The organism is Paenibacillus faecalis (genome assembly GCF_900289175.1).
Lineage (GTDB): Bacteria > Bacillota > Bacilli > Paenibacillales > Paenibacillaceae > Paenibacillus_AQ > Paenibacillus_AQ faecalis.
Genome location: NZ_LT985747.1, coordinates 3,448,783 through 3,469,975 on the forward strand (window position 1 = coordinate 3,448,783; position 21,193 = coordinate 3,469,975).

Sequence of the window (21,193 nt, forward strand, 5' to 3'; positions counted from 1 at the left end):
TGCTGTCTACTATCCGATTTATCAGATTCTACTCTACCGACTTCAGTGCTTCAATCATATCAACATGTTTTAGCTTGAAATGCATAGAGATCATCACGATTCCTGAAAACACTAATGTCAGCACAGCGGCATAACCGAAGCTCAGCCATTCAATGTTCCGGCTGAACATCATGCTATCCATCTCAGCCGTTTGCATCACAAACCCATGCAGCCAAATTCCCAAGAACATGCCGGTGATAATGCCAAGGAAAGTTAAAATGATGTTTTCCCGGTAAATATACATCGTCACCTCTTTATCGTAAAAACCGAGCACTTTAATGGTGGATAGCTCACGAATTCGTTCCGAGACGTTGATGTTGGTCAGATTGTACAATACAACAAAAGCCAAAGCTGCCGCAGATATAATAAGCACAACGACAACGACATTCATGCTTTCCAGCGTATCTTCAAGAGCACTGCTAGCCCCGCTCGTAAAGCTTACCATACCGACGCGTTGATTCTCGGTTAGCTTTTCACCGAAAGCATCTTCCCATTTCGGATCGGTATTATTGTAGTTCAACAGCTGTGTGTTTACTTCAGGTCCTACACCAAAAACCTTCTCATAATAAGCAGGCGTCATATACAGGTAGTGCATAGCGTAGTTCTCCGTTACACCTGTTATGTGAACCTCGAAGGAGTCGTTATCATTGTTTTGGATCGTCACCGTGTCTCCGGCCTTTATATCATAAAGTTTGGCCAGCTTTTCCGTCACCACAGCCCCTTCATCCGTCAGCGGCACACTTTGATCCGATTTTCTTTCCTTCAGCGTCACAAAATTATTCAGCTTATCCGGTGACTCCGGAACAAACAATGTCACCTCTTGATTGTTGACACCCTTGGCCGATACCTTCATCGTTTCTTGCGTTACATTCAACACATCTGTCAGTTCAGGTGTACTGTCAATCAGCTCGTTATACTCTTGCTTCAACTTCTCACTGCTGTCATCCTGAAACGCCACCATCGCATTATATTTCATAATCTTGCCGAACTGCAGCGGCGCAATGTCACTGATCGAATCCTTTAGGCCAAAGCCTGTCAATATAAGCGCAGTACAGCCTGCAACGCCGCATACGGTCATAAACATACGCTGTTTATAACGAAACAGATTGCGTGCAGTGACTTTCTCTATAAATCCAAGACGCTTCCATATAAAACCTACCCGTTCCAGCAGTATACGTTGTCCACTCTTCGGCGCTCTTGGCCGCATGAGCACCGAAGCAGTGCTCCGAAGTTCCACTCTGGCCGCGATGAACGCCGTCATCGTCGTACATAGAAGCGCTACAACAATCGATATAATGCTGTAACTCATGTAAAAGCTTGTCCGTATGCCCGGCAGGTTATATAAAGTGCCATATGCATCAAAGATAATATTCGGAAGAAGAGTATAGCCTATCGCTAGTCCTGCAGCGGTTGCGGTGACACTGGCCAAAGTGGCATACACCAGAAACTTTTTCATAATATCACCGTTGCTGTAGCCAAGCGCCTTCAATGTTCCAATCTGAAGTCTTTGCTCTTCCACCATGCGCGTCATCGTCGTCAAGCTGACCAAGGCCGCAATCAGAAAAAAGAATATCGGAAATATGGTCGCGATCGATGCCAGACGGTCCGCATTATCACTATATTCGGTATACCCCGGATTGACACTTCGGTCCAGCACATAGGTTTTCGGCGGCTCCAGCTCCTCCAGCTCCTGCTGCCCTTCAGCCAGTTCCTTCTCCCCGTCGGCAATTTCCCGATCCGCCTTCTCTTTCTCTTCCTTATAAGTCGCAAGCCCTTTCTCGTACTCAGCCTGTCCTTCATCCAGCTCCGCTTTGGCAGAAGCCAGCTTCTCTTCTCCCTGCTGCCTTGCATTTGCCAAGTCAGACTGCCCCTGTCGAAGCTCAGCCTCACCCTTCGCCAGCTCACGTTCTCCGGCACGAAGCTGCGCTTCTCCTTCTTCGAGCTGTTTCTTGCGAGCGTCCAGCTCCTGCTGTGCAGCTTGCAGCTGCTTGGCTCCCTGATTCAATCCCTGCTCAAATGAAGCAATTGCTGCATTTAATGCCGAGGCATCGACCGCACCGTTTACATATCCGGCAACAGCCTGTCCCAATTGGGCGTTTGCTGCTTTTGAAGCAGCAATCAGCTGCTGTTTCTGCTCGGCAGGTATCGATTCAGGCGGCAGCTTTGCAATCTGCTTTAAAGATTTGACCAACTCTTGTCCCTGGGCAAGCTGGGGCTCAAGCTTTTTCTTTTGGGCGTCTAATTGAGCTTGAGCGGACTTGATCTGTGCTTGTCCATCAGCCATTCGCTCGCGGTTACGCTCCAAATCCGCCTTCCCTTTTTCAATTTCCCTTGCCGCTGCATCCAGCTTCGCTTGGCCGCTTGCCAGTTCTGATTCGAGCTTGTCTACACCTTCCTGATAGCTCCGGCGTCCATCATCCAACTTCGCTTTAGCATCATCCAGCTCCTGCTTGGCCTCAGCCAGCTGTTTCTTGGCATCGTCGATTTTAGCTTCAGCCTCATCAAGCTCCTTCTGTCCTTCCTCCCTTATTTCCTTCAAACGTTCCTCAGGCTGTCCCTCAAACGCCTGCTCTACCTGCTTTTTATGCTCCTCCACCCGATCATCGTATTCCGGCGTATACGGTGCAAGATCAGCTGTATCTTTAAAATCCATATAAGCTTCGGTATATACCGACATATTGAAATCTTCTTGGGGAATAACGACGAATGCATCGGCCGTTCCCTTTCCAATACTGCTGCTTCCACGCCCCATCGAATCGATAAACATCGGGCTTTTTACCGTTCCAACGACCTTATAGCTCACCTTATGGAACGTATCCTTCAGGTCAGCATCTGGGTCTGGATTCGTAAATGTAATCGTATCTCCCAGCTTATAAAGGCTTGCCAATTCTCCGGTATCATCAATGGCAATTTCACCGGAAGTCTCAGGCAATCGGCCTGACGTGACTTTATACTGGTTAAGTGTATGATCCTCCTGGTAGGAGAATACCTTTGCAATCAGTCCACTGTCACCCAAAAAAACATCCGCACTGTAGCCGGGCTGGACTTTCAAAACGTCAGGAACCTTTTCCAGAGTCTCAATATCCTTCTCACGCAATCCATAAGTGGATTGAACTTTTAAATCCATTAAGCGAAACTCTTTATAATAATGTTCAGCGGTATTGAGCATATCGGGTCCGGTAGCTTTGATTCCCGCGAAAAACCCGACACCCAACATGATAATTAAAAAAATGGATAGAAACCGCGCCTTGGTTCTCCATATTTCCCGGAAAATATCGGTCCATAATGCTTTCTTTTTCAAAGATTTAACTCCTTACCACTCGATTTGTTCTACAGGTACCGGATTCGGATTCAGTACGACCTTCCGGACCTTTGCGTTGTTGATCTCAATGACACGGTCAGCCATAGGCGCGATTGCCGAGTTGTGTGTAATGACGATAACGGTTGTTCCAGTATTGCGGCAAGTATCCTGTAACAGCTTCAGCACCTGCTTGCCTGTGTTATAGTCGAGCGCCCCGGTCGGTTCATCACACAGGAGCAGCTTCGGCTGCTTGGCAAGCGCTCTTGCGATCGCCACACGCTGCTGTTCTCCGCCGGATAACTGTGCCGGAAAATTGTTCAGCCGATCACCGAGTCCGACATCTTTCAGCACCTGCTCTGCATCTAAAGCACGTGAAGAAATTTGGGAAGCCAGTTCCACATTTTCTATCGTTGTCAGATTCGGCACCAAATTGTAAAACTGAAAAACAAAACCGACATCCGTACGGCGGTATCCGGTAAGCTGTTTGCTGTTAAACTTTGCTATATCCGTTCCATCAACAAGAACCTGTCCTTCATCCGCCGTATCCATACCTCCCAATATGTTCAGTACCGTTGATTTCCCTGCTCCGCTGGGACCTACTATGATGGCGAACTCGCCTTTTTCAATATCAAAATTAATTCCATCATTCGCTACGATTGTGGTCTCACCCATTTTATAGCGTTTATACTCATTTTTAATAGAAACAAATGCCACTTTTGTCCACTCCCCTCTATGTTTTATAAACCGCTCCCCGGGCATTCTCATCACTTAGTTTGTAATCAAGTGTATCAAAAAAAAGGAGTGAATAAAAATGCAGGTCACTTCTGTAGATCCAGGTGTTTTAAAAAAATATTTTAAAGCAACATTTTGTAAATATAAACGTTATATAAGTAGACTCTTATCATTGTTAAAGGAGCTTATATTTAGAAAAACTACGTCAGCCCAGTTCGGAATGCTCATTAAACCGAATGAGATGGCGTGTCGATTAATCGAATTTAATAAAAATGTATACAGGAGGGATGTAGATCAATGAATTTGAAAAAAGAACGATTTCATATAAAGGTTAGAATCCCGTTTTTTCTATTTTCACTGGGCTTCTCCATTTACGCTTCAAAACTGCTGAGTGTAATGACAAAGAATGATAATTTACAGCAATTATTTTACCCGCTGCTCGTCATCTTGCTCATATATCTAGCTGAAAAAACCCGACTCAGTAACAAAACCATACATGTAGCACTGGCTGTTCTGATTGTAATTGCCGGTTTCGGGATGGAGATGTTAGCTGAACCAGCGGATGCTTTGTGGATTCGCAGTATAATTTCATGAACATGAAAAAAAATTCATTAGTATTGATGTTAATGACAATTTTTATTTTAGGAGCTTGTTCAAAAGAACAACAAGAAGAAGTTGTAATTCATGATACTGCCTCTAACGCGGACTTTCGGATCATACAACACTTCTCTAAAGATCGATGATGTCATTGCAGAGATCATTAGAATTGATCAGTACCTGAGCTAAACTACGATATAGAATTAAATCGTTTAAAGTATATAGATTGAACTAAAGAAAGGTACTACTTCAACGAAAGAAGTCGGAATTATTCTGGAGAAATGTCAGTGTTCGCCTAAAAGCTTTCCGCAGGAAAGCTCGCTTCGAAAGCGTAAGCTGTCCCCGGATTTCAACGATTGTATATCCTTCAGAGAAATCTGGGGGCAAGAGCGATCGGAAGAATAATCCGAATTCGTAGTGATGCTCAAGCTAGGATCATTAGTTCAACATATATACAATAAAAAAAAGGAGCTCTTTCGCGTCAATAGACCCTTCAAAGCCCCTAATACAAGCTATAAAAAGTAATTTGTGATCGATTGGTCGCTTGCCAAAATCGCTTCACTATCCAGCTTTTTCTTCAAATATTTCTTGTCCGAGGAAATAATCACGTTCATGATCAGGTCCACAACGAACAGGAATGTAATGTGGTTGGACATCAGCGCACTGTTATTGACCGAAATTTTATCCGGCACAATCATATCAACGACTGCATTTTCTGTAATCGGCGATGAATCATAACACGTAATGGCAACCGTCTTGGCCTGATTCACCTGGGCAATGGATACGGCATCGACAATTTCCTTCGTTGATCCGGAACGTGAGAACGCAATCATCACATCTTCCGAGCTGCATTGAGACGCGGCAATCTTCATCGCTCTGCTGTCATTGATCGCCTCCGACATCATGCCGATGATCGCCAGTCGGTTCTTTAAAGCAATCGCCGCCAGAAAAGAATCGAACAAACCGATCAAAAATATCCTTCTTGCCCCTTTCAGCAGCTCAACGACTTGAGCAAGCTTTTCTTCTGTAATGAGCGCCGAGGTATTAACAATCAATTCATTATAATCTAAAGCCAGGGCATCAATCGCATTGATCTCCCGTCTCTCTTTTCGCTTCGCCTGCATATCCCGGTAGAACGCATCCTGGGCAAAAGCAATCTTGAAATCATTAAACCCTTTGAAGCCTACCTTTTTACAAAAGCGGTTGATGCTGGTCTCCGATACACCAATCTCATTTGCGATTGCAGTAATGGTGTTACGTGTAATAAATTCGGGATTGTGGATGACAAAGTTGGCAATCTGATTTTCCCCGAAAGTTAGCTTCTGTGTTTGTGATACAATCTTTGCTATGACTGCCGGAACCTGTGAAGACATGGTACCTCCTCCTGATCTGCCAATGGAAAACTAGCACACTCCATTATATCACACCGAGTACGGTATTGATAAAGCTACATCCAGGACTTCCAGGAGATGACCTGCTGCTCGAATTGCTTTTGGGACAGCTGATTGCTCCGAATCAGATAAACATAGTCCAGCACGTTTGGTAAACAGGGAAGCCCCAGTATTTCCTTGCAAAAAGCGTGCGCCGCTATTTCACTAGTCTTTACAACCGTTGATCGTTTTACAAAAAATGTCCCCAGTCTGAACACCTCAATAGGCTCCAGCTCTTCATTCGTAAATTTCCCCGATTTATATTCCAGATAGTGATAAAACTCATGAGCCAGATGGATATCGATGAGTCGATCCAGCTCTGTACCCTCCTCTTCCGCACCGGTTACCTCTCGGTAAGCTGGCCCCATCCCAGCCAATGATGCAGAGAAGATGATGATTTCCGGCGGATTTTTGGTAAAATCAATCTGTGCACGGAACGACACATTGTGGAACGTACCAGAACGGTTCGTGATTTCATAACGTACGCCTTCAGCCTGGCACAGCTCCCGAATATTCTTTCCCATATACGGTGCTGCCGCCTCTCTGCCTTTGGCTAGCGAAGCTGATACATAGTACGGAATTTTGGATTTTGGTATCTTATGAAAAAGAGGGTCCTGCTCAAGCTCCGCACATGCCATCACCTCGTCCGAAAAAGTTGATCGTAAATCCCGAACCGTCATCTTTTTTCGCCCCCTTTCTTACTGATAAGCCACAACGATCATTTCATCTTCTTCGTGCAACAGTTCTGTCTCAATCTCCAAAATCGACAGGAGCTGCTCCTTGGTCTGCATCCCGGTCAAATCCAACATTTTTTCCTTATAGAATACAAACACCTTTGGGATCGTTGCGTTTGCATCTGAATATATCGTATTATCGTCCAAAAACTCACTGAGCGAAGTCTGAAACTGGGCCTTGGTCAGCTTCGTAAACTGGACGTTCGCCTTCTTGAACCGGACAACGCCTTCCCGATCCAAAACACTGACTGCATTGGACCTCTTCTTGATTAAGCCAAAGAACGACTTTTTCACATTTTCGCTTTCAAAAAGACTCCAGCGTCCGCTTCTAGCCGCAAGTTTCGTTGATTCGAGCGGGTAGTCCACCGATTGGGCAGCGATCACGGCCATCTCGCGATCCGACATCGTTTCTTTGCCCAAATCCTTGGAACGGAGTTCGGTTGATCCGGTCGCGATCGCACGAAGTATGTTTTTCTGGCTATCAATTTCAATAGTAACCTCAACAGTAGGCTCACTCGCTCCCGATTTCACGATACGCTCTACAATATCGGCCCGAATCCGCTTGATGTCCTCTTCCGTCGGATTGACCACCGTCCGTTCGAGCTGCTCTTTCACCATCGCCAGCGCTACGCCGATGGTAGACACGTATGGAGCATTGTTCGCGATCTTGCTTTTCATATTTTCGCGCTCCGCCATGGCAGGAACGAGTACCGCACCGCTGCCCCCGCCGCCGACGAGCGTAACAAACGAACGATCCAGCTCATAATCTTCTATCATTTCATTGACCGTCTTCATCGTTTTGTCGATCGCGATGTTCATGACCTGTCGGGCCGCTTCCTCCACACTTACTCCAACGTGACTTGCGAGCGCTTCCCATGCCCTTATCGCCGCTTCTTTATTCCCCTGTGCGTAGTCACCTTCCGGAATATAACCCAGAATATTAGCCGCACCAGCCAACGTATACGAATACTCCTTGCCATTTTCACTTTCAAGAATAACGTATTCTGCCGGGTCACCCTCCCGGGGACTAACAAATTTGACCCTGGGATCAACGATATCTTCCGTATTCGCAAACGCTTCATACGCCTTGCCCGCAATATGCGCGCTTCTCGGACCGACATCGATGATCTTGCCCTGAGCCACCTTGATCATGCTGCCGCCCGCAATACCAAGTGTACGTACATCAAGCGACTGCAGATAAGTGCGGTGACCGCCGACCTGAGCGTTTTGGATCATTACTTTACCGTTCTTAATTACAGAGATATCAACGCTCGTACCACCGACTTCAAAGAAGATCCCATCCGAAATTTTCTCGTACATCAGTGCACCGGCTACCCCGGCCGCCAAGCCGGATAACATCGTCAAAATCGGGCGTTTGCGCACCTCATCAATGCTCATTACTCCGCCATCACAGCGCATGATCATAAGCTGTGATTGGATATTAGCGTTCTTGACAGATTTCTCCGTCATGTTGGCCGTCTCCATCATTTTGGGTATAAGCGAAGCGTTGACAACCGCTGTTCTTGTCCGGGTTTTGAGCCCGTACAGCTGAGAAATTTCATGGCCGCCGGTCGCATATATCCCTTTGCGGTTGGCGATTTCTACAACACGCAGCTCGTTCGCAGGATCATCGACGCTGTATGCTTCAGAAGCGACGATCACTTCCGCTCCCTGCTTTACCAGCTGATCGATGGCAGCTTCAATCTGCTCATCCTTCAATTCTTTGGAGTCCAGATACATATGAAATGTCTTCAAGTATTTTCCGGGAGCAAGCTCGATATCGCCCGGGTTGGACTCTGAACGTGCACTTAGGCCATCAAGACCGGAACCCATCCCGATGATGCCAACTTTGGCAACATCGCCCTCCAGCAATGCGTTCGTAGCCTGGGTTGTTCCATGTGCGATAAATGTTACATCCTCCGGCTGAATTCCGCGGCTTGATAAGATTTTATTCAAAATCTGTACGATTCCCTTCGCTACACCATCTTCATCATGGTGAGTGGTCGGGATTTTCATTTTCTCTATAACTTCATACGTTTCATGATCAATCACAGCCGCGTCCGTAAACGTGCCCCCGACATCAATGCCTACCCTAACCTTTCTTCTCTCCATCGTTCTCCCTCCTGAAAGTAACAGGCGAGGTAGTTCGCATCCATGCCATGCACCCCGCCCGAATTCATGTACCGGATTTAAAAGACCATAAATGCGCCAATCACCATCGAAACGAGCACGGCAACCATCATCCAAGGAAGCGTCTTTTTCAATATTTCGTTAATATCGCTCTTTGTAAAATCCGCAACCCATACGTTATGTGAATTCGTCGGGTCAGAAACCGCCTGTACGTTACTTACAACACGCAGCGCCAACATGGCTGCAATCGGTGTCATGCCTGCCGATACGAACAAGGCGGCGATTCCGCTTCCGAGACCCCAAACGTTCAGCGGACCGCGATAAATGGCCAATGGTGATAATAGAGTAAAGAAGAGAATATACATAATCGGGCTAGTCGGCAGCACAGCTTCAATCAGCGGCGAAATCAGTGACGAAACCTGCGGCGCCATAACCGAATTCAGAAGAATACCGATACCGATCATCAGGGCCATCGCCCCTGCAACGTCCTGAATTCCTTCCACCAGTGCGCTGGATAAAACGTGAATCGGACGCTTGGGCAGCGTAAGCAGAATGGTTACCAGTGCACCGATAACAACGGCCGGTACGATGTCAATCTTAAAGGCAAATACGAGAACAACGGGCACTATCGGGCTGATGAGCGCAATCGTTGGAACTTTTTTGCCTTCACCGCCGGTGGCTTTTGGCATCGCCCAGGCTCTGCGGCCTTTGCCGTCTTTCTTAATGTAAAACACAATCATAGCCAGCGAAATAAATATGAGTGGCAAGGCCGCCACAAGTGTATAATCGGCAATCGCGGCAACCGAAAGACCAAGGACGTCCACATATACCGCCCAATTGGAGACGTTAAACAGCACCCCAACCCCGACCGACGAAAGAACGACAATCGAAGCGACAAACTGGGAGATCCCTGCGGTCAGCATGATCGGAATAACGATCGTACCGACCAGAATCACCATCCCAAGTCCGCTTGCTGCAGAGAAAATAATTGACCCGGTTGCAAAAAACAAGACAGCGATCAAAACCGGCTTGTCACCGGCAAGCTCGGCTGCTTTTCGAATAATCGATTTTGTAATGCCGACCTTATTCAAAACCTGTCCGAACCAGGCACCGAACACCAGACCAGCAATTGCCCCGGACAATCTCATCGAACCGTCGGCCAGTATCGTTTTGGCTATAGTAGCCGTTTCTGGATCATCAGACATGAAGGGTACACCCGCGATGAGTGCAAACAATACAGCCATCAAGGGCAGAGCCAGAATCGTCGGAAGCTTTCGAGTCATCATCAATCCTACAAAGACCAGAAAGACAAGTAAAATGCCGATCGCTTGAAACCACATTAAAGTTGTCACTTTAATTTCCCCTCTCGATATGGTTACTGCTGACCGTTATAACCTCTTTCGATGCACGGTAATTGACAGGTCTCCGCACGGTCAGCTCCAGAATGATCACTAGACTTCCAGATACGCTCCCTGCTCTTTTAGCTTTTGCTGCACTTCCTTAATATTCACTTTCTGTACATCCACTCCGCCTTCGGCAGCCAATGCAGCCGCTACACCGCCGGCATGGCCGATCGCTCCTGTTGTCGGTGTCGTTCTCATCGCTGACTGTGCTTCAAATGTTGCAGAGATGCAGCGCCCGATCACGATCAGGTTCTTGATCGATTCAGTGATCATACAAGCGTAAGGAATACTGTACATTCCGCCCCATTCCAGCTTCTGATGCTTCGTCCCTTCGCCATCTGGACTATGAATATCCACAGGGTATCCCGAATGGGCGATCGTGTCTTCGAACAGCCGCTGCTCCATCAGATCTTCAACGGTCAGTGTGTACACTCCCTTAATCTGACGGGAGCCGCGAACACCGATATTCGGCCCGGTCGATTCTACAACAGCGTTTTCAAAGCCTGGAATGTATTTGCGAACAAACTGTTCAAGCTCACGGCATTGTTTGCGCCCTTCCATCTCCGCCCGGCTAAGGCTCATCGCATCCGTCCCGTCATGTCCGAGAATACGGGTCGTGTTCAGAATGACCTCTCCCGGATTGTTCGTCTCGAAAAACAGAATATTTTCCCGAGGTATCGAAATTTCACCCTTCGCCTTGGCTTCCTTAAACAGGCTGTCAAATCCGCCAACCGACAATCGCGGCGCTTTCTCAATAATCGATGTATCGCCGTTATATAGCGGGAAGTCCTCCGGGTGATTATGGATGTATTCCTTCACCTTTGGAATGTCCACGTTGTACATTTTCATCTTCAAAGTCATCGGCTGCATCGCTCCATCGGTATCTCTGCCCTTCGTAAATTCAGCACCTGCTCCAACAGACAAGTCACCATCACCCGTCCCGTCGATAAAAACAGAGCCTTCAATTTCGCTTAGTCCCGATTTGTTGCACACCGTAATGCTTATGATTCTTCCACTGTCTGTCTTTACTCCTGCAAGCATCGTATGGTACAAAATCTCTCCGCCACTCTCAGTTACCATCAGTTCAAGCTCATGCTTCATCGCCTCCGCATCAAAGGGAGTGACCGAATACGTAAAACCGACGGTATCAAAAATATGTCCCGGTGATTTGCCCAGCTTCTTCAATCGCTCGATCAGCTGATTGGTAAATCCCTGAATCGCAAGTTTCTCTCCAGCATGAAAGGTCATCATGGGACCAACACCATTAGCGGTCAGTGTTCCTCCCAAAAATCCGTGAGACTCTACAATCAATGTCTTTGCTCCCAAGCTGGATGCCGCAACCGCGGCCATTGCACCTGAAATGCCTCCACCCATCACGACAACGTCATACTTTTGTATCCTGTTCATTTACTCCTTCACTCCTTCTGATCATGAGGTATGATGATTTCTTAACTTTAGGTTATCAGACAAATTTATCGATGTAAACGCTTTTAGGAAAATATTTTTCTTTATTTACGGAAATTAAGAAAGTTATTTACGGAGGAATAAGAGTGAGGGTTGTGAGCTAGTAAACAGGTTACAGACGCAAAAAAAGAGGCAACACGAACAGCTTTTCCAAGAAAAAAACAGGCGTGCGAACACACCTGTTTAAATTTCCTACATATTCGGTTGCCTTCCCTTATAAACCTTAAATGCAGAGATCGTTGGACACCATCTCGATTCCGTTATCTTTAGACGGATATATCTGGATCTAACCGCATCAAAATGACATATTCGCTTATATCCAATGACAGTGCCGCTCCATAACGACTTCCACACACCATCCTGCTCATATTCCAGTTCAAACCGCTCAATCCGCTGACTATATCGGTATTCTTGCAGTACAATGTGATTGAATTCCTTCTCATCCTGCAAATCTACTTCAATCATTGCTTGTTCGGTTCCTGCTTCAGGGGCCCAGTATGTATCTTTATCCCCATCCAAAATGTTCATCACATCATGACCACTCATCGTTTCGGAAGCTTTAGCAGTCGCCTGATCTGCCAGATTTGTTCTGAACGTATTCGAAATGGTTTCCCCAAGCTCCTTGAGACGAGCCCGATCATTCTCATGAATGAGTCCTCGTTGATCCGGTGGGATATTTAATAAAAATGACGCATTGCCACCTACCGAACCGTAATAAATATGAAGAAGCTCTTCCAATGACTTGACCTTATCATCTTCGGAAGCATGATAAAACCAGCCAGGGCGAATCGATGTATTCACTTCAGCTGGATACCAGACCAGTTCACGTTCCTGACTAATAATCTCCCTGCTTCCTAAATCCTGGTCCTCTGAATTGTAACGACGCGCGAACTCGCGATCATCTGCTTGCTGAGATTTCTCTTGGATCTTCTCATTCGCGCGCAGAGAAGCCGGGACAACACTCCATTCAGATTCCCGACAGTACCCCGCTTCATTCCCACACCAGCGAATGTCAGGCCCGCACACAGAGATGACTGCATTAGGCTGCAGCTCTCGAATAAGAGAATAGTATGCATCCCAATCATACTCCTGGCGCTTCCCATTCGGTCCCTCACCGCAAGCACCATCGAACCAAACACAGAATATATTCCCATAATTCGTTAGCAGCTCGCGTAATTGACTCATGAAATATGCGTTATACAAAGGAGAATTCCCGTAAGTCGGTTCATGACGATCCCATGGCGATAAATATATTCCAAATTTAATACCGCCTCTTCGACAGGCATCAGCAACTTCCTTGACGATATCACCCTGACCATTTTTCCAAGGGCTGTTCTTCACAGAATGTTCGGTATATTGACTTGGCCATAGACAGAAACCGTCATGGTGCTTACATGTTAGGATAAGTCCTGTCATTCCAGCCTCACGACATGAATCTACCCACTGATCAGCATCAAACTGTACAGGATTAAATATAACCGGATCTTCATGGCCATGCCCCCACTCTTCGTCCGTATACGTATTTACCGTAAAATGAATGAAGGCGTAAAACTCCATTTCCTGTAACGCCAATTGCCTATCGCTAGGCTTTACCTGTGCAGCATATTGAATGAGATCGTTCATGTGATTCCTCCTCTGCCATTTTGAACTATTCTTCTATTGATCCAGTGCTTTCTGATAGGCTGCGAGATAAGCATCCAATTGCATGCCTTTGAATCCAGCTACATAGTTATCCCAATCCTTATCGATATCTTTATTGCCCGTTACGAACTGCGCCAAGTTAGAATCTACATAATCCTGCAATGTCTTTGTCATTTGTGTCACCAGTAAAGTATCTGCTGGATCGATAAAAACGTCGGTTGGATACACAACTTCCGGTTTAGCATACGGCTCATATTTTTTCGCTGCCAACCAAAGTCGATAATCGATTGCACCCTTTCCCATCGGATCTTCAGGTGCTACAAATGATTCGCGAATCGAGTTCAACATTTGCATAGTACCTAATTGCCACCACGTATTGTCCAATGATGATTGTCCCTCTGCCGATTGTTCCTTTTGGATAATGTCATATTTTGCAGGTTCCCCATTATAGTCCAATTCACCGCTGTCTGCTTTCTTCCAGCCTTCCCCTTCAAATCCCCAAGTGGTCATGACGGTACCTTCTTCGGAGAATAGATAATCTGCCAAGCGGATCGCAGAAATTTGTTGTTCTTCGGTTGCTTTATTCGTAATCACAAATTGTCCATTGCCTACACCTACCATGTATCCTGCCAATTGTACCCCGCTAGGTCCCTTGAGCGGTGGAACGACATCATAAGCTTTATGCCGGGTGTTGTTCTCATCATTGACTTGAAATGCGTTTCCGATATTCGCAGCACCTAAACTGCCTACAGCAACATCGGGCTTATTTACCAGTTGTTTCACAGCGTCAATATTTTGTGTAAATACAGCTTTATCGATCAGCCCTTCCTGGAACAGCTTACGTAAGTACTTCAATCCCTCTTTCCATTCAGGCTGGATTGGAGCATAGATGACCTGACCGTCTTTAACCATTAATCCAGTGCCATCATTATAAATAAAAGCGTTCATCAAAAAAGTATCTACACCCCCGCCCCAGTCATCATAAGCAGTAGTAAATGGGATTTCATCTGCGATACCATTACCATTCGGGTCCTTCTCTTTAAAAGCCTTCAGCACTTCATAAAATTCATCCGTTGTCGTTGGCATTTCCAAATCTAATTTTTCAAGCCACTCTGTATTCATCCACATTCTTTGATAATACGTACAATGCAGACATTCGTTAATTTTCGGGAGTGCATATATATTCCCATCAGGTGCAACCATGCCTTCTTTTAAATATGGTAAATCCGTCATAGCTTGTTTTATATTAGGTGCATATTGATCGATTAAATCATTTAGCGGAAGAAATGCACCTTGCTGACCATATTTGACCTGATCTGCCTTTGACAATTCTGCACCCAGAATAACTGCCGGATAATCTCCGCTAGCTAACAGCAGTAATTTTTTATCATTAAAAGCGGCGCTCGGTGTCGTACTCCAATCAAATTTTATATTTAGCTTTTCTTCTAAATATTTGGAAAACTTGTTAACATCCATATTTTCAATTCCAACCGTCTGTGGAGCAAACACAGATAATTTTACCGGCTTATTCGAATCCTGAGCAGGATCTGCAGAAGTGCTCTTGTCACTATCTTTAGATGAACACGCTGAAAGTACCAATAGAACAAGCACAAGACTCATCAGTTTCAATACATGCTTTTTCATACAATAGCCCCCTAATTATGAAATGATCAGAATCCATAGGCAATCAATTTACGAGCCTCTACTACAAGGCATCACCTCCCTGCAGGAGAACATCTCTATCCTTTCAAAGATCCAATCATAACCCCTTTTACAAAGTGCTTTTGGACAAACGGGTAAATGATAAGAACCGGTACGCTGGATACAACAATCAACGAATATTTCAGCAAATCCTTTAAACCCTGTTGAAGCATCAAGTTGTTAACATCTCTGTACATATCCGAATTTTCAGTATTCAGTATAAGGAGATTCCGTAAAAATATTTGGAGCGGAAACATGCTGCTATCCTTTAAGTAGATCAAAGCATTAAAGTATGCATTCCAATGACCAACAGCGTACATAAGAAACAAAACCGCCAAGATCGGCTTGGAGAGCGGAAGTACAACCTGCATAAAAAACTTGATGTCACTGCAACCGTCAATTTCTGCAGCTTCGGCCAGCTCGTCCGGCAGCGATTGAAAGAAGGTTCTTGCAATAATGACCTGAAATACGGCAAGGGCTCCAGGAAGGATCATAGCCCATCTTGTATCCAAAATTCCGAGCGACTTGACCAACAAATAATTCGGTATCATCCCGCCATCGAAAAACATCGTAAATACGAGAATAAGCATAATGATATTTCGTCCGTAAAAGGTTCTTCTTGCTAGCGGGTACGCCAACATCACGGTGAATGAAACGTTCAACAACGTGCCGAACACGGTGTAAAAGAGTGAATTGCCGAATCCTATCCAAATATCAGAATTTTGAAATACTGCTTTATATCCAACCCATGTAAAATCAACGGGCCACAACCAAACTTCCCCGGAAGTAACGGCAGCTGGCGAGCTAAATGAAGCGCTAACAATGTGTAAAAGCGGAAAGAGAATCACGATCAGAATGGCGATCAGAAACAGATACACCAGAGTTATAAATATTCGGTCAAAAAAAGATTCTTTAATACGGGTACGCCCCACAGTTCATCCCTCCTACCATAAGCTATTAGAAGATATTTTCTTGGCTACAAAGTTCACAATAATAAGCAGCGTAAAGTTGATAATAGAATTAAACAAGCCGATTGCCGTGGAAAAGCTAAAGTTTGCACCGAGCAAACCGACCTTGTATACATAGGTAGATATGACTTCTGATGTATGCTGATTTAGCGGATTTTGCATCAAATATATTTTTTCAAAACCAACGCTCATGATTTGGCCTATGTTCAGGATCAACATAATAACGATGACAGGAACGATACTTGGAAGGTCAATATTTCTAATTTTTTGAAATCTTGTCGCACCGTCCACTTTAGCCGCCTCGTATAATTCCGGATTGACTCCCGATAAAGCAGCAATATATATAATTGCACCATATCCCATGAACTGCCACACATCAGACCATACATAAATTGATTTAAAAAACTCAGATCTGCCTAAGAAATCGATCGGTTCCAGTCCCAAGGCTCTATAAATATTGCTTAGCAGCCCGACGTTGGGCGATAGGTTAACGATCAGAATAGACACAATAATAACGGTCGAAATAAAGTAGGGAGCATACGTAACCATCTGAACTGACTTCTTGAAAAAACCGTTGCGAATCTCATTTAAAGCAAGTGCCAATATGATCGGTGCAGGAAAACCTACCAGCAGGCCGTAAAGAGAGATCGTTAACGTGTTTTTCAAATAGTCCCAGAAAAATGGAGCATCGAACAATTGCTCGAAGTGCTTAAATCCAACCCAAGGACTTTTCCATATCCCGTCAACAAGGTTATAGTCCTTAAAGGCGATCATGACACCAAACATCGGAAGATATTTAAAAATAATAATGTAAAGAAGAGGTAACGCTACGAGTAAATAAAACTGCCAATGTCTCATTATTTTTTGGACTGCATGCCTGCCTGGCTTCTTCGAGTACATCACCAGTTCCTGTTTTGAAACCGTGCTAGAACGTATACTGGCCATCAACTCACACTCCTTTTCTTCGAGATAAATTTATCGTACTCAGGCTCTCTAGCGTTCGGCAATATACAAGAATCTTTCATGCAACATTTTTCCGTTTACCAGGGCTTGATGGCGAAAACATTAGCAAACTAAGCAAATAAACCTTTTTCTCGGATAAACTTTATTCGTTGCAGTCAACAAAAAACGCCTCCAGCGTATTTTGGAGGCGTTTTTCAGAATATGATCATTTTTTGCTTACTTGTTCACGGTACTCGCCTGGGGAAAGACTGACGACTTTTTTGAACATTCGGCCAAATGAAATCGCATTCGTATAACCAACTTCTTCAGCTATGCTCTGAATCGACTGGCTCGTTGATTCAAGCAATCGTCGTGCATGATTGATTCGCAGTTCAATTAAATAATCAATAAATTTCTGACCCGTTTCCTCTTTAAACAACTTGCTAAGGGTTTTGGAATTCATTTGAAAATGATCGCTTAAAAAATCAAGAGATAAATTCGGATTCGCAGATTCCTTTTCCATATAACACCGAACTTTACGTATGAATTCAGAATGATTTCTTGTCTCTTGAAGCAATGCCAGTTTCTCGAAAATTTGTTCAAGTACCTGCTCAACTTGACCTTCCATTTGTTCCAACGTGTCTGAGTGATAAAGTGCTTTACTCAAAGACGGCTGACCCACAAGGAACCAAAACTCTTGAAACTCCTTAGCCATCTTATTGATCTCCTGTCCCAATGAGTACATCATATAATCCGCTAAACTAAAAATATCATCTTGATTTAACATATCCTGCTCCATATTATGCAGTATACTTTTGTACTGTTGTCGCCATTCCTTTCTCACTAACCGGAAAGACTGAGCCATGCCCTGAATATGCTCGAAATAATCAAACATTTTGCCCTGTTCTTCTGTCTTGATCGAAGTATATAAAATAATCTGATTCTCGCCAAAAATCATTTTATATTTCAATGCCTGCAGCGCTTGAGTGTAGGATTCAGAGATGGATGACAATCTTTCAGCTATCCCTCCAACTCCAACCGTTATCGTCAATTTCAGATGCTCTTCAATCCAGACACGTGAATAATCCAGAACATTCATCAGTTGCTGTTCGTTGTTCTGCACATTGCTGATCTGTATCAGCACTCCCAGCTTTGAGTTTGAAATCCACTCTGTCCAGGCCAAGGTTTCATATTTCATCGCAATTTCCTGAATGACACTTTTCAGCGCAAATTTTATTAAATACTGATCTTGTTCCGTGTACTGACTCATAAAGCCCGTATATTTATCAATTTCAATCACACAGACAATTTGAGGTTCATTTAAATCATTCATCTGTATCGTTTCCCGCTGCGCTTCCCACTCTGCTAAACTCAATGGAGATTGCCCTTCGAGCAATTGTTGAAACAGATATGTTTTTCTCACAATTAAATCTTCACGATGCCTTTTTTGATAGGTGTTCGACTGCTCCAACATGCTGCCAAGCGCAGACTGTATAAATGTAAACTCATCCTGTCGATTGCCTTGTAAGATCACATTTGTTTTCCCCTGTGAAAATTTTTGGATTTGAGAAATAATCTGTTCAATAGGCTTATAATTTCGCCGCGCAACAAAAACGATCCATCCAACCCCAGCCGCCATCATCAGAAGACCGATCATAAACCAGACGCTATTTAATTGATTGGCAAGATTAACTTTATCTCCATGGACAAAACCACTCTTATAAACCCAACCTGTTAAAGGGGAGGTTGCTGAAGATACTATGCTTTGCTGCTCTGAGTTTGCGTAATCGCCAGGAAGAATGTGATTTCCTCCGTTATCAATAATATGAATAAAGCTTACGTCCTTGCTGTACATGCTCTGAATTATCGTACTAAGGGATTTCGCCTGTATGTTAACAATTACAAAACCTTCACCACGGAGGATGTAAGGTGCTTTGATTACCAATGAAACAACCTGCTCCGGTTCCTTGAAGGTAAATTCCTGAAATTTGCGAACCCCTGTCCATTTTGTCTCATACATCGGTGCATTCAAGTGCGGTTGAATGAGTTCAAAATCCGGATAATCTTGTATGCTTGAACTCGTCGAGCTGCTAAGGATAAATTGATCATTCATCCTGACAAAATAGATGGAATCAACCAAGGGATAGGATACTTTGAAATCCCTCATAAATTGAACGACTTTTATATTTAAATAGTAATCATGCTGATTGCCATCATTAAAGAAAGTAGAGATGTCAGGATTATTCAGCATATCGCTGAGCAGCATCTGCTCGATCGTTTTCATCGATGAATCGATGGAGCTCATCGCTTGAATTAACAACGTCTCATTTGCTTTGGTCGCCTCTTTTCGATTCTGCTCGCTCAGTAATTGAAAAAAAACGAAGAAAATAAATGAAACAACAATAAAGAATGCTGGCATATAAGATAGTAGCTGACGGTAAAACCACGATTTTTTCGGCATACTTCCTCCCTATGATCGTTCAAGAATCATCGCGACAATCCAACCCAAACCGCAAATGTAAACGCATTCAAAAAAGCGGATTAAAACAAGGATTTAGGTTGCTACAAGCCATTATACTATATCATTTCACATATTAAACAGACCATGACCTTTGGTATAAACCAAGGATCATGGTCTTCGATACTCCTGATTCGCTACCTCTCTCCTGCCGGAGCCGAGGAATCCGACTGCCTGGAAATAATAAATAATGAGAACCAGATGAACAGGAAGCCTGTAATTTGAGCAGCAGTGACAACCTCCTGAAATACGATCCAGTTAATGAGCACACCTACCATCGGGAAGCTTAGCTCGGCTAGCGTTGCAACAGATGCTTTGGTTGTTGTCAGTCCTTTGTAATACACGAGAAGACTTAACAGACCCGGCAGCAATGCCTGACCGATCAGATTCAACATAACCAAAGTAAAGTCCGTTGTTCCGGCCGCTGGCAAAGTCCACGTAGCTCCTTCACTCCATGTAATAACAGTGAGCAGCGGAAGCGCCAGAACGAATCGCAAAGACGTGACCGTTTCATATTTCATCTGTCCTACCATCAATCGTCCCATTACCGTCGATCCGCCCCACAGTGCAGCAGCACCAAGCGAGAGCAGACTGCCGACCTGCAAAAACTCACTCCAATGTCCGATCGGAATGGTAAACCCGAAGGTAAGTAAATACGTGCCGCCAAGCGCGAGAATAAACAGAATCGAAAAGTGGCGCGGCAGCTTTTCTTTAAGCAGCAGCCTAGCCAAAATAATGGCGAACAGCGGCTGCAGCTTTTGAAGTAACAGCACAGCGTTCAAGTTACCGTTCGTAAGCCCCAGCGTAAACAGGATCGTCGCTATACCCGAGCCTCCCCACGAAATAAAGAGCAGCGCCCCCACATGGCGCCATCCGAGGCTCTTAAACTCATGGCGGTTTTTCCAAATAACCGGAATGGCGATCAAAGAAATGATGATATGCTCAAGCAGTACAATCTGCGAAGAAGTCATATTTTTCAATAAAATGATGCGAAACAGCGGGTCTACACCCCAAAGAGCCGCACCGAGTACAACCAGCCAAAAACCGCCTTTAAATCGGCTTTTCTCCTTTGACGAAGAAGGCGTTTTAATCCTTGATCCTACATTTTCCATCTTGCTGTCTCCTCACCTGAATACGGAGTCTTGCCAACAGAAAACCCCCGTCTTCGACAACATCGGAAGATACGGGGGCTGACCAAATAAGCCTGCCACAAGCTAAAAAAGCCGTGGACAAACTCATCTTTGATCTTCTCCCATCCGGACTATACCGTCGGCCCTGGAATCTCACCAAGTCAGTCGCATTTCAATCGAAATGCGAGTCGCGGGCTAATGCATGTGCAAAAGCACTTGCCATTACCGCCGGTCAGGAATTTCACCTTACCCCGAAGATCCATATTCATTTATTTTTATTTTGTATGCATATGTTACTAGCCGAAATAAGAATACTAAAATTCACGCAAAATCGCTGATACAAAGATCACAATGAAATTATAACAGAAACATTTTCATGAAAATACAATTATTTTGCAGAAAACACGCTCGATTTCTTATCACAACTCCACCACTAACAATTATATAGTAAATATCGATAAGT

The 21,193-nt window shown here is 44.6% G+C and carries 14 protein-coding genes and 1 riboswitch; of the genes, 1 reads left to right on the forward strand and 13 read right to left on the reverse strand.

All coding sequences use genetic code 11. The features are described from left to right. Positions 1-28 precede the first annotated feature (28 nt). Both C8268_RS16320 and C8268_RS16325 read right to left on the reverse strand, forming a co-directional pair. Positions 29-3,340 (reverse strand): ABC transporter permease, encoded by a 3,312-nt coding sequence (locus tag C8268_RS16320; protein ID WP_199794863.1) that lies wholly within the window; start codon positions 3,338-3,340, stop codon positions 29-31. A 12-nt stretch (positions 3,341-3,352) separates the two neighbouring features. Next, the gene (locus C8268_RS16325) at positions 3,353-4,054 is read right to left on the reverse strand and encodes an ABC transporter ATP-binding protein (RefSeq protein WP_106768652.1); all 702 of its coding nucleotides are present in this window, start codon (positions 4,052-4,054) and stop codon (positions 3,353-3,355) included. 315 nt (positions 4,055-4,369) lie between these two features. Between C8268_RS16325 and C8268_RS16335 the strand changes: the two genes are divergently transcribed. Further along, positions 4,370-4,666 carry a hypothetical protein gene (locus tag C8268_RS16335; protein WP_106768654.1) on the forward strand — a complete coding sequence of 99 codons (297 nt, stop codon included), beginning with the start codon at positions 4,370-4,372 and terminating at the stop codon, positions 4,664-4,666. A 515-nt stretch (positions 4,667-5,181) separates the two neighbouring features. Here C8268_RS16335 and C8268_RS16340 read toward each other — a convergent pair. The 11 genes from C8268_RS16340 to C8268_RS16390 all read right to left on the reverse strand — a co-directional run bounded on the left by C8268_RS16340 (position 5,182) and on the right by C8268_RS16390 (position 20,712). Then, positions 5,182-6,042 carry a MurR/RpiR family transcriptional regulator gene (locus C8268_RS16340; protein WP_106768655.1) on the reverse strand — a complete coding sequence of 287 codons (861 nt, stop codon included), beginning with the start codon at positions 6,040-6,042 and terminating at the stop codon, positions 5,182-5,184. A 74-nt stretch (positions 6,043-6,116) separates the two neighbouring features. Continuing rightward, complete coding sequence (locus C8268_RS16345) at positions 6,117-6,779, reverse strand: hypothetical protein (RefSeq protein ID WP_106768656.1); 663 nt, start codon at positions 6,777-6,779, stop codon at positions 6,117-6,119. An 18-nt stretch (positions 6,780-6,797) separates the two neighbouring features. After that, positions 6,798-8,945, reverse strand: coding sequence for a hydantoinase/oxoprolinase family protein (locus C8268_RS16350; protein ID WP_106768657.1), 2,148 nt, complete (start codon positions 8,943-8,945; stop codon positions 6,798-6,800). A 77-nt stretch (positions 8,946-9,022) separates the two neighbouring features. Beyond that, positions 9,023-10,315, reverse strand: a complete 1,293-nt coding sequence (locus tag C8268_RS16355; protein ID WP_234032846.1) for a citrate transporter — start codon at positions 10,313-10,315, stop codon at positions 9,023-9,025. Between the two features lie 99 nt (positions 10,316-10,414). Further along, positions 10,415-11,773: an FAD-dependent oxidoreductase gene (locus tag C8268_RS16360; RefSeq protein ID WP_106768658.1), complete on the reverse strand. Its 1,359-nt coding sequence runs from the start codon at positions 11,771-11,773 to the stop codon at positions 10,415-10,417. 249 nt (positions 11,774-12,022) lie between these two features. Beyond that, positions 12,023-13,453 carry an alpha-L-fucosidase gene (locus tag C8268_RS16365; protein WP_106768659.1) on the reverse strand — a complete coding sequence of 477 codons (1,431 nt, stop codon included), beginning with the start codon at positions 13,451-13,453 and terminating at the stop codon, positions 12,023-12,025. 33 nt (positions 13,454-13,486) lie between these two features. Then, entirely contained in the window at positions 13,487-15,115 is a 1,629-nt protein-coding gene (locus tag C8268_RS16370) for an ABC transporter substrate-binding protein (RefSeq protein WP_106768660.1), read from the reverse strand. Between the two features lie 95 nt (positions 15,116-15,210). Further along, positions 15,211-16,104: a carbohydrate ABC transporter permease gene (locus tag C8268_RS16375; RefSeq protein ID WP_106768661.1), complete on the reverse strand. Its 894-nt coding sequence runs from the start codon at positions 16,102-16,104 to the stop codon at positions 15,211-15,213. Positions 16,105-16,116: 12 nt separating this feature from the next. Next, positions 16,117-17,040 carry an ABC transporter permease gene (locus C8268_RS16380; protein WP_234032987.1) on the reverse strand — a complete coding sequence of 308 codons (924 nt, stop codon included), beginning with the start codon at positions 17,038-17,040 and terminating at the stop codon, positions 16,117-16,119. 268 nt (positions 17,041-17,308) lie between these two features. Then, the gene (locus C8268_RS16385) at positions 17,309-19,543 is read right to left on the reverse strand and encodes a helix-turn-helix domain-containing protein (RefSeq protein ID WP_106768663.1); all 2,235 of its coding nucleotides are present in this window, start codon (positions 19,541-19,543) and stop codon (positions 17,309-17,311) included. Between the two features lie 194 nt (positions 19,544-19,737). Further along, a complete protein-coding gene (locus C8268_RS16390; RefSeq protein WP_106768664.1) occupies positions 19,738-20,712 on the reverse strand; it encodes a DMT family transporter in 975 nt (324 codons plus the stop codon). Positions 20,713-20,840: 128 nt separating this feature from the next. Beyond that, a riboswitch (FMN riboswitch) is annotated at positions 20,841-20,993 on the reverse strand. Positions 20,994-21,193 lie beyond the last annotated feature (200 nt).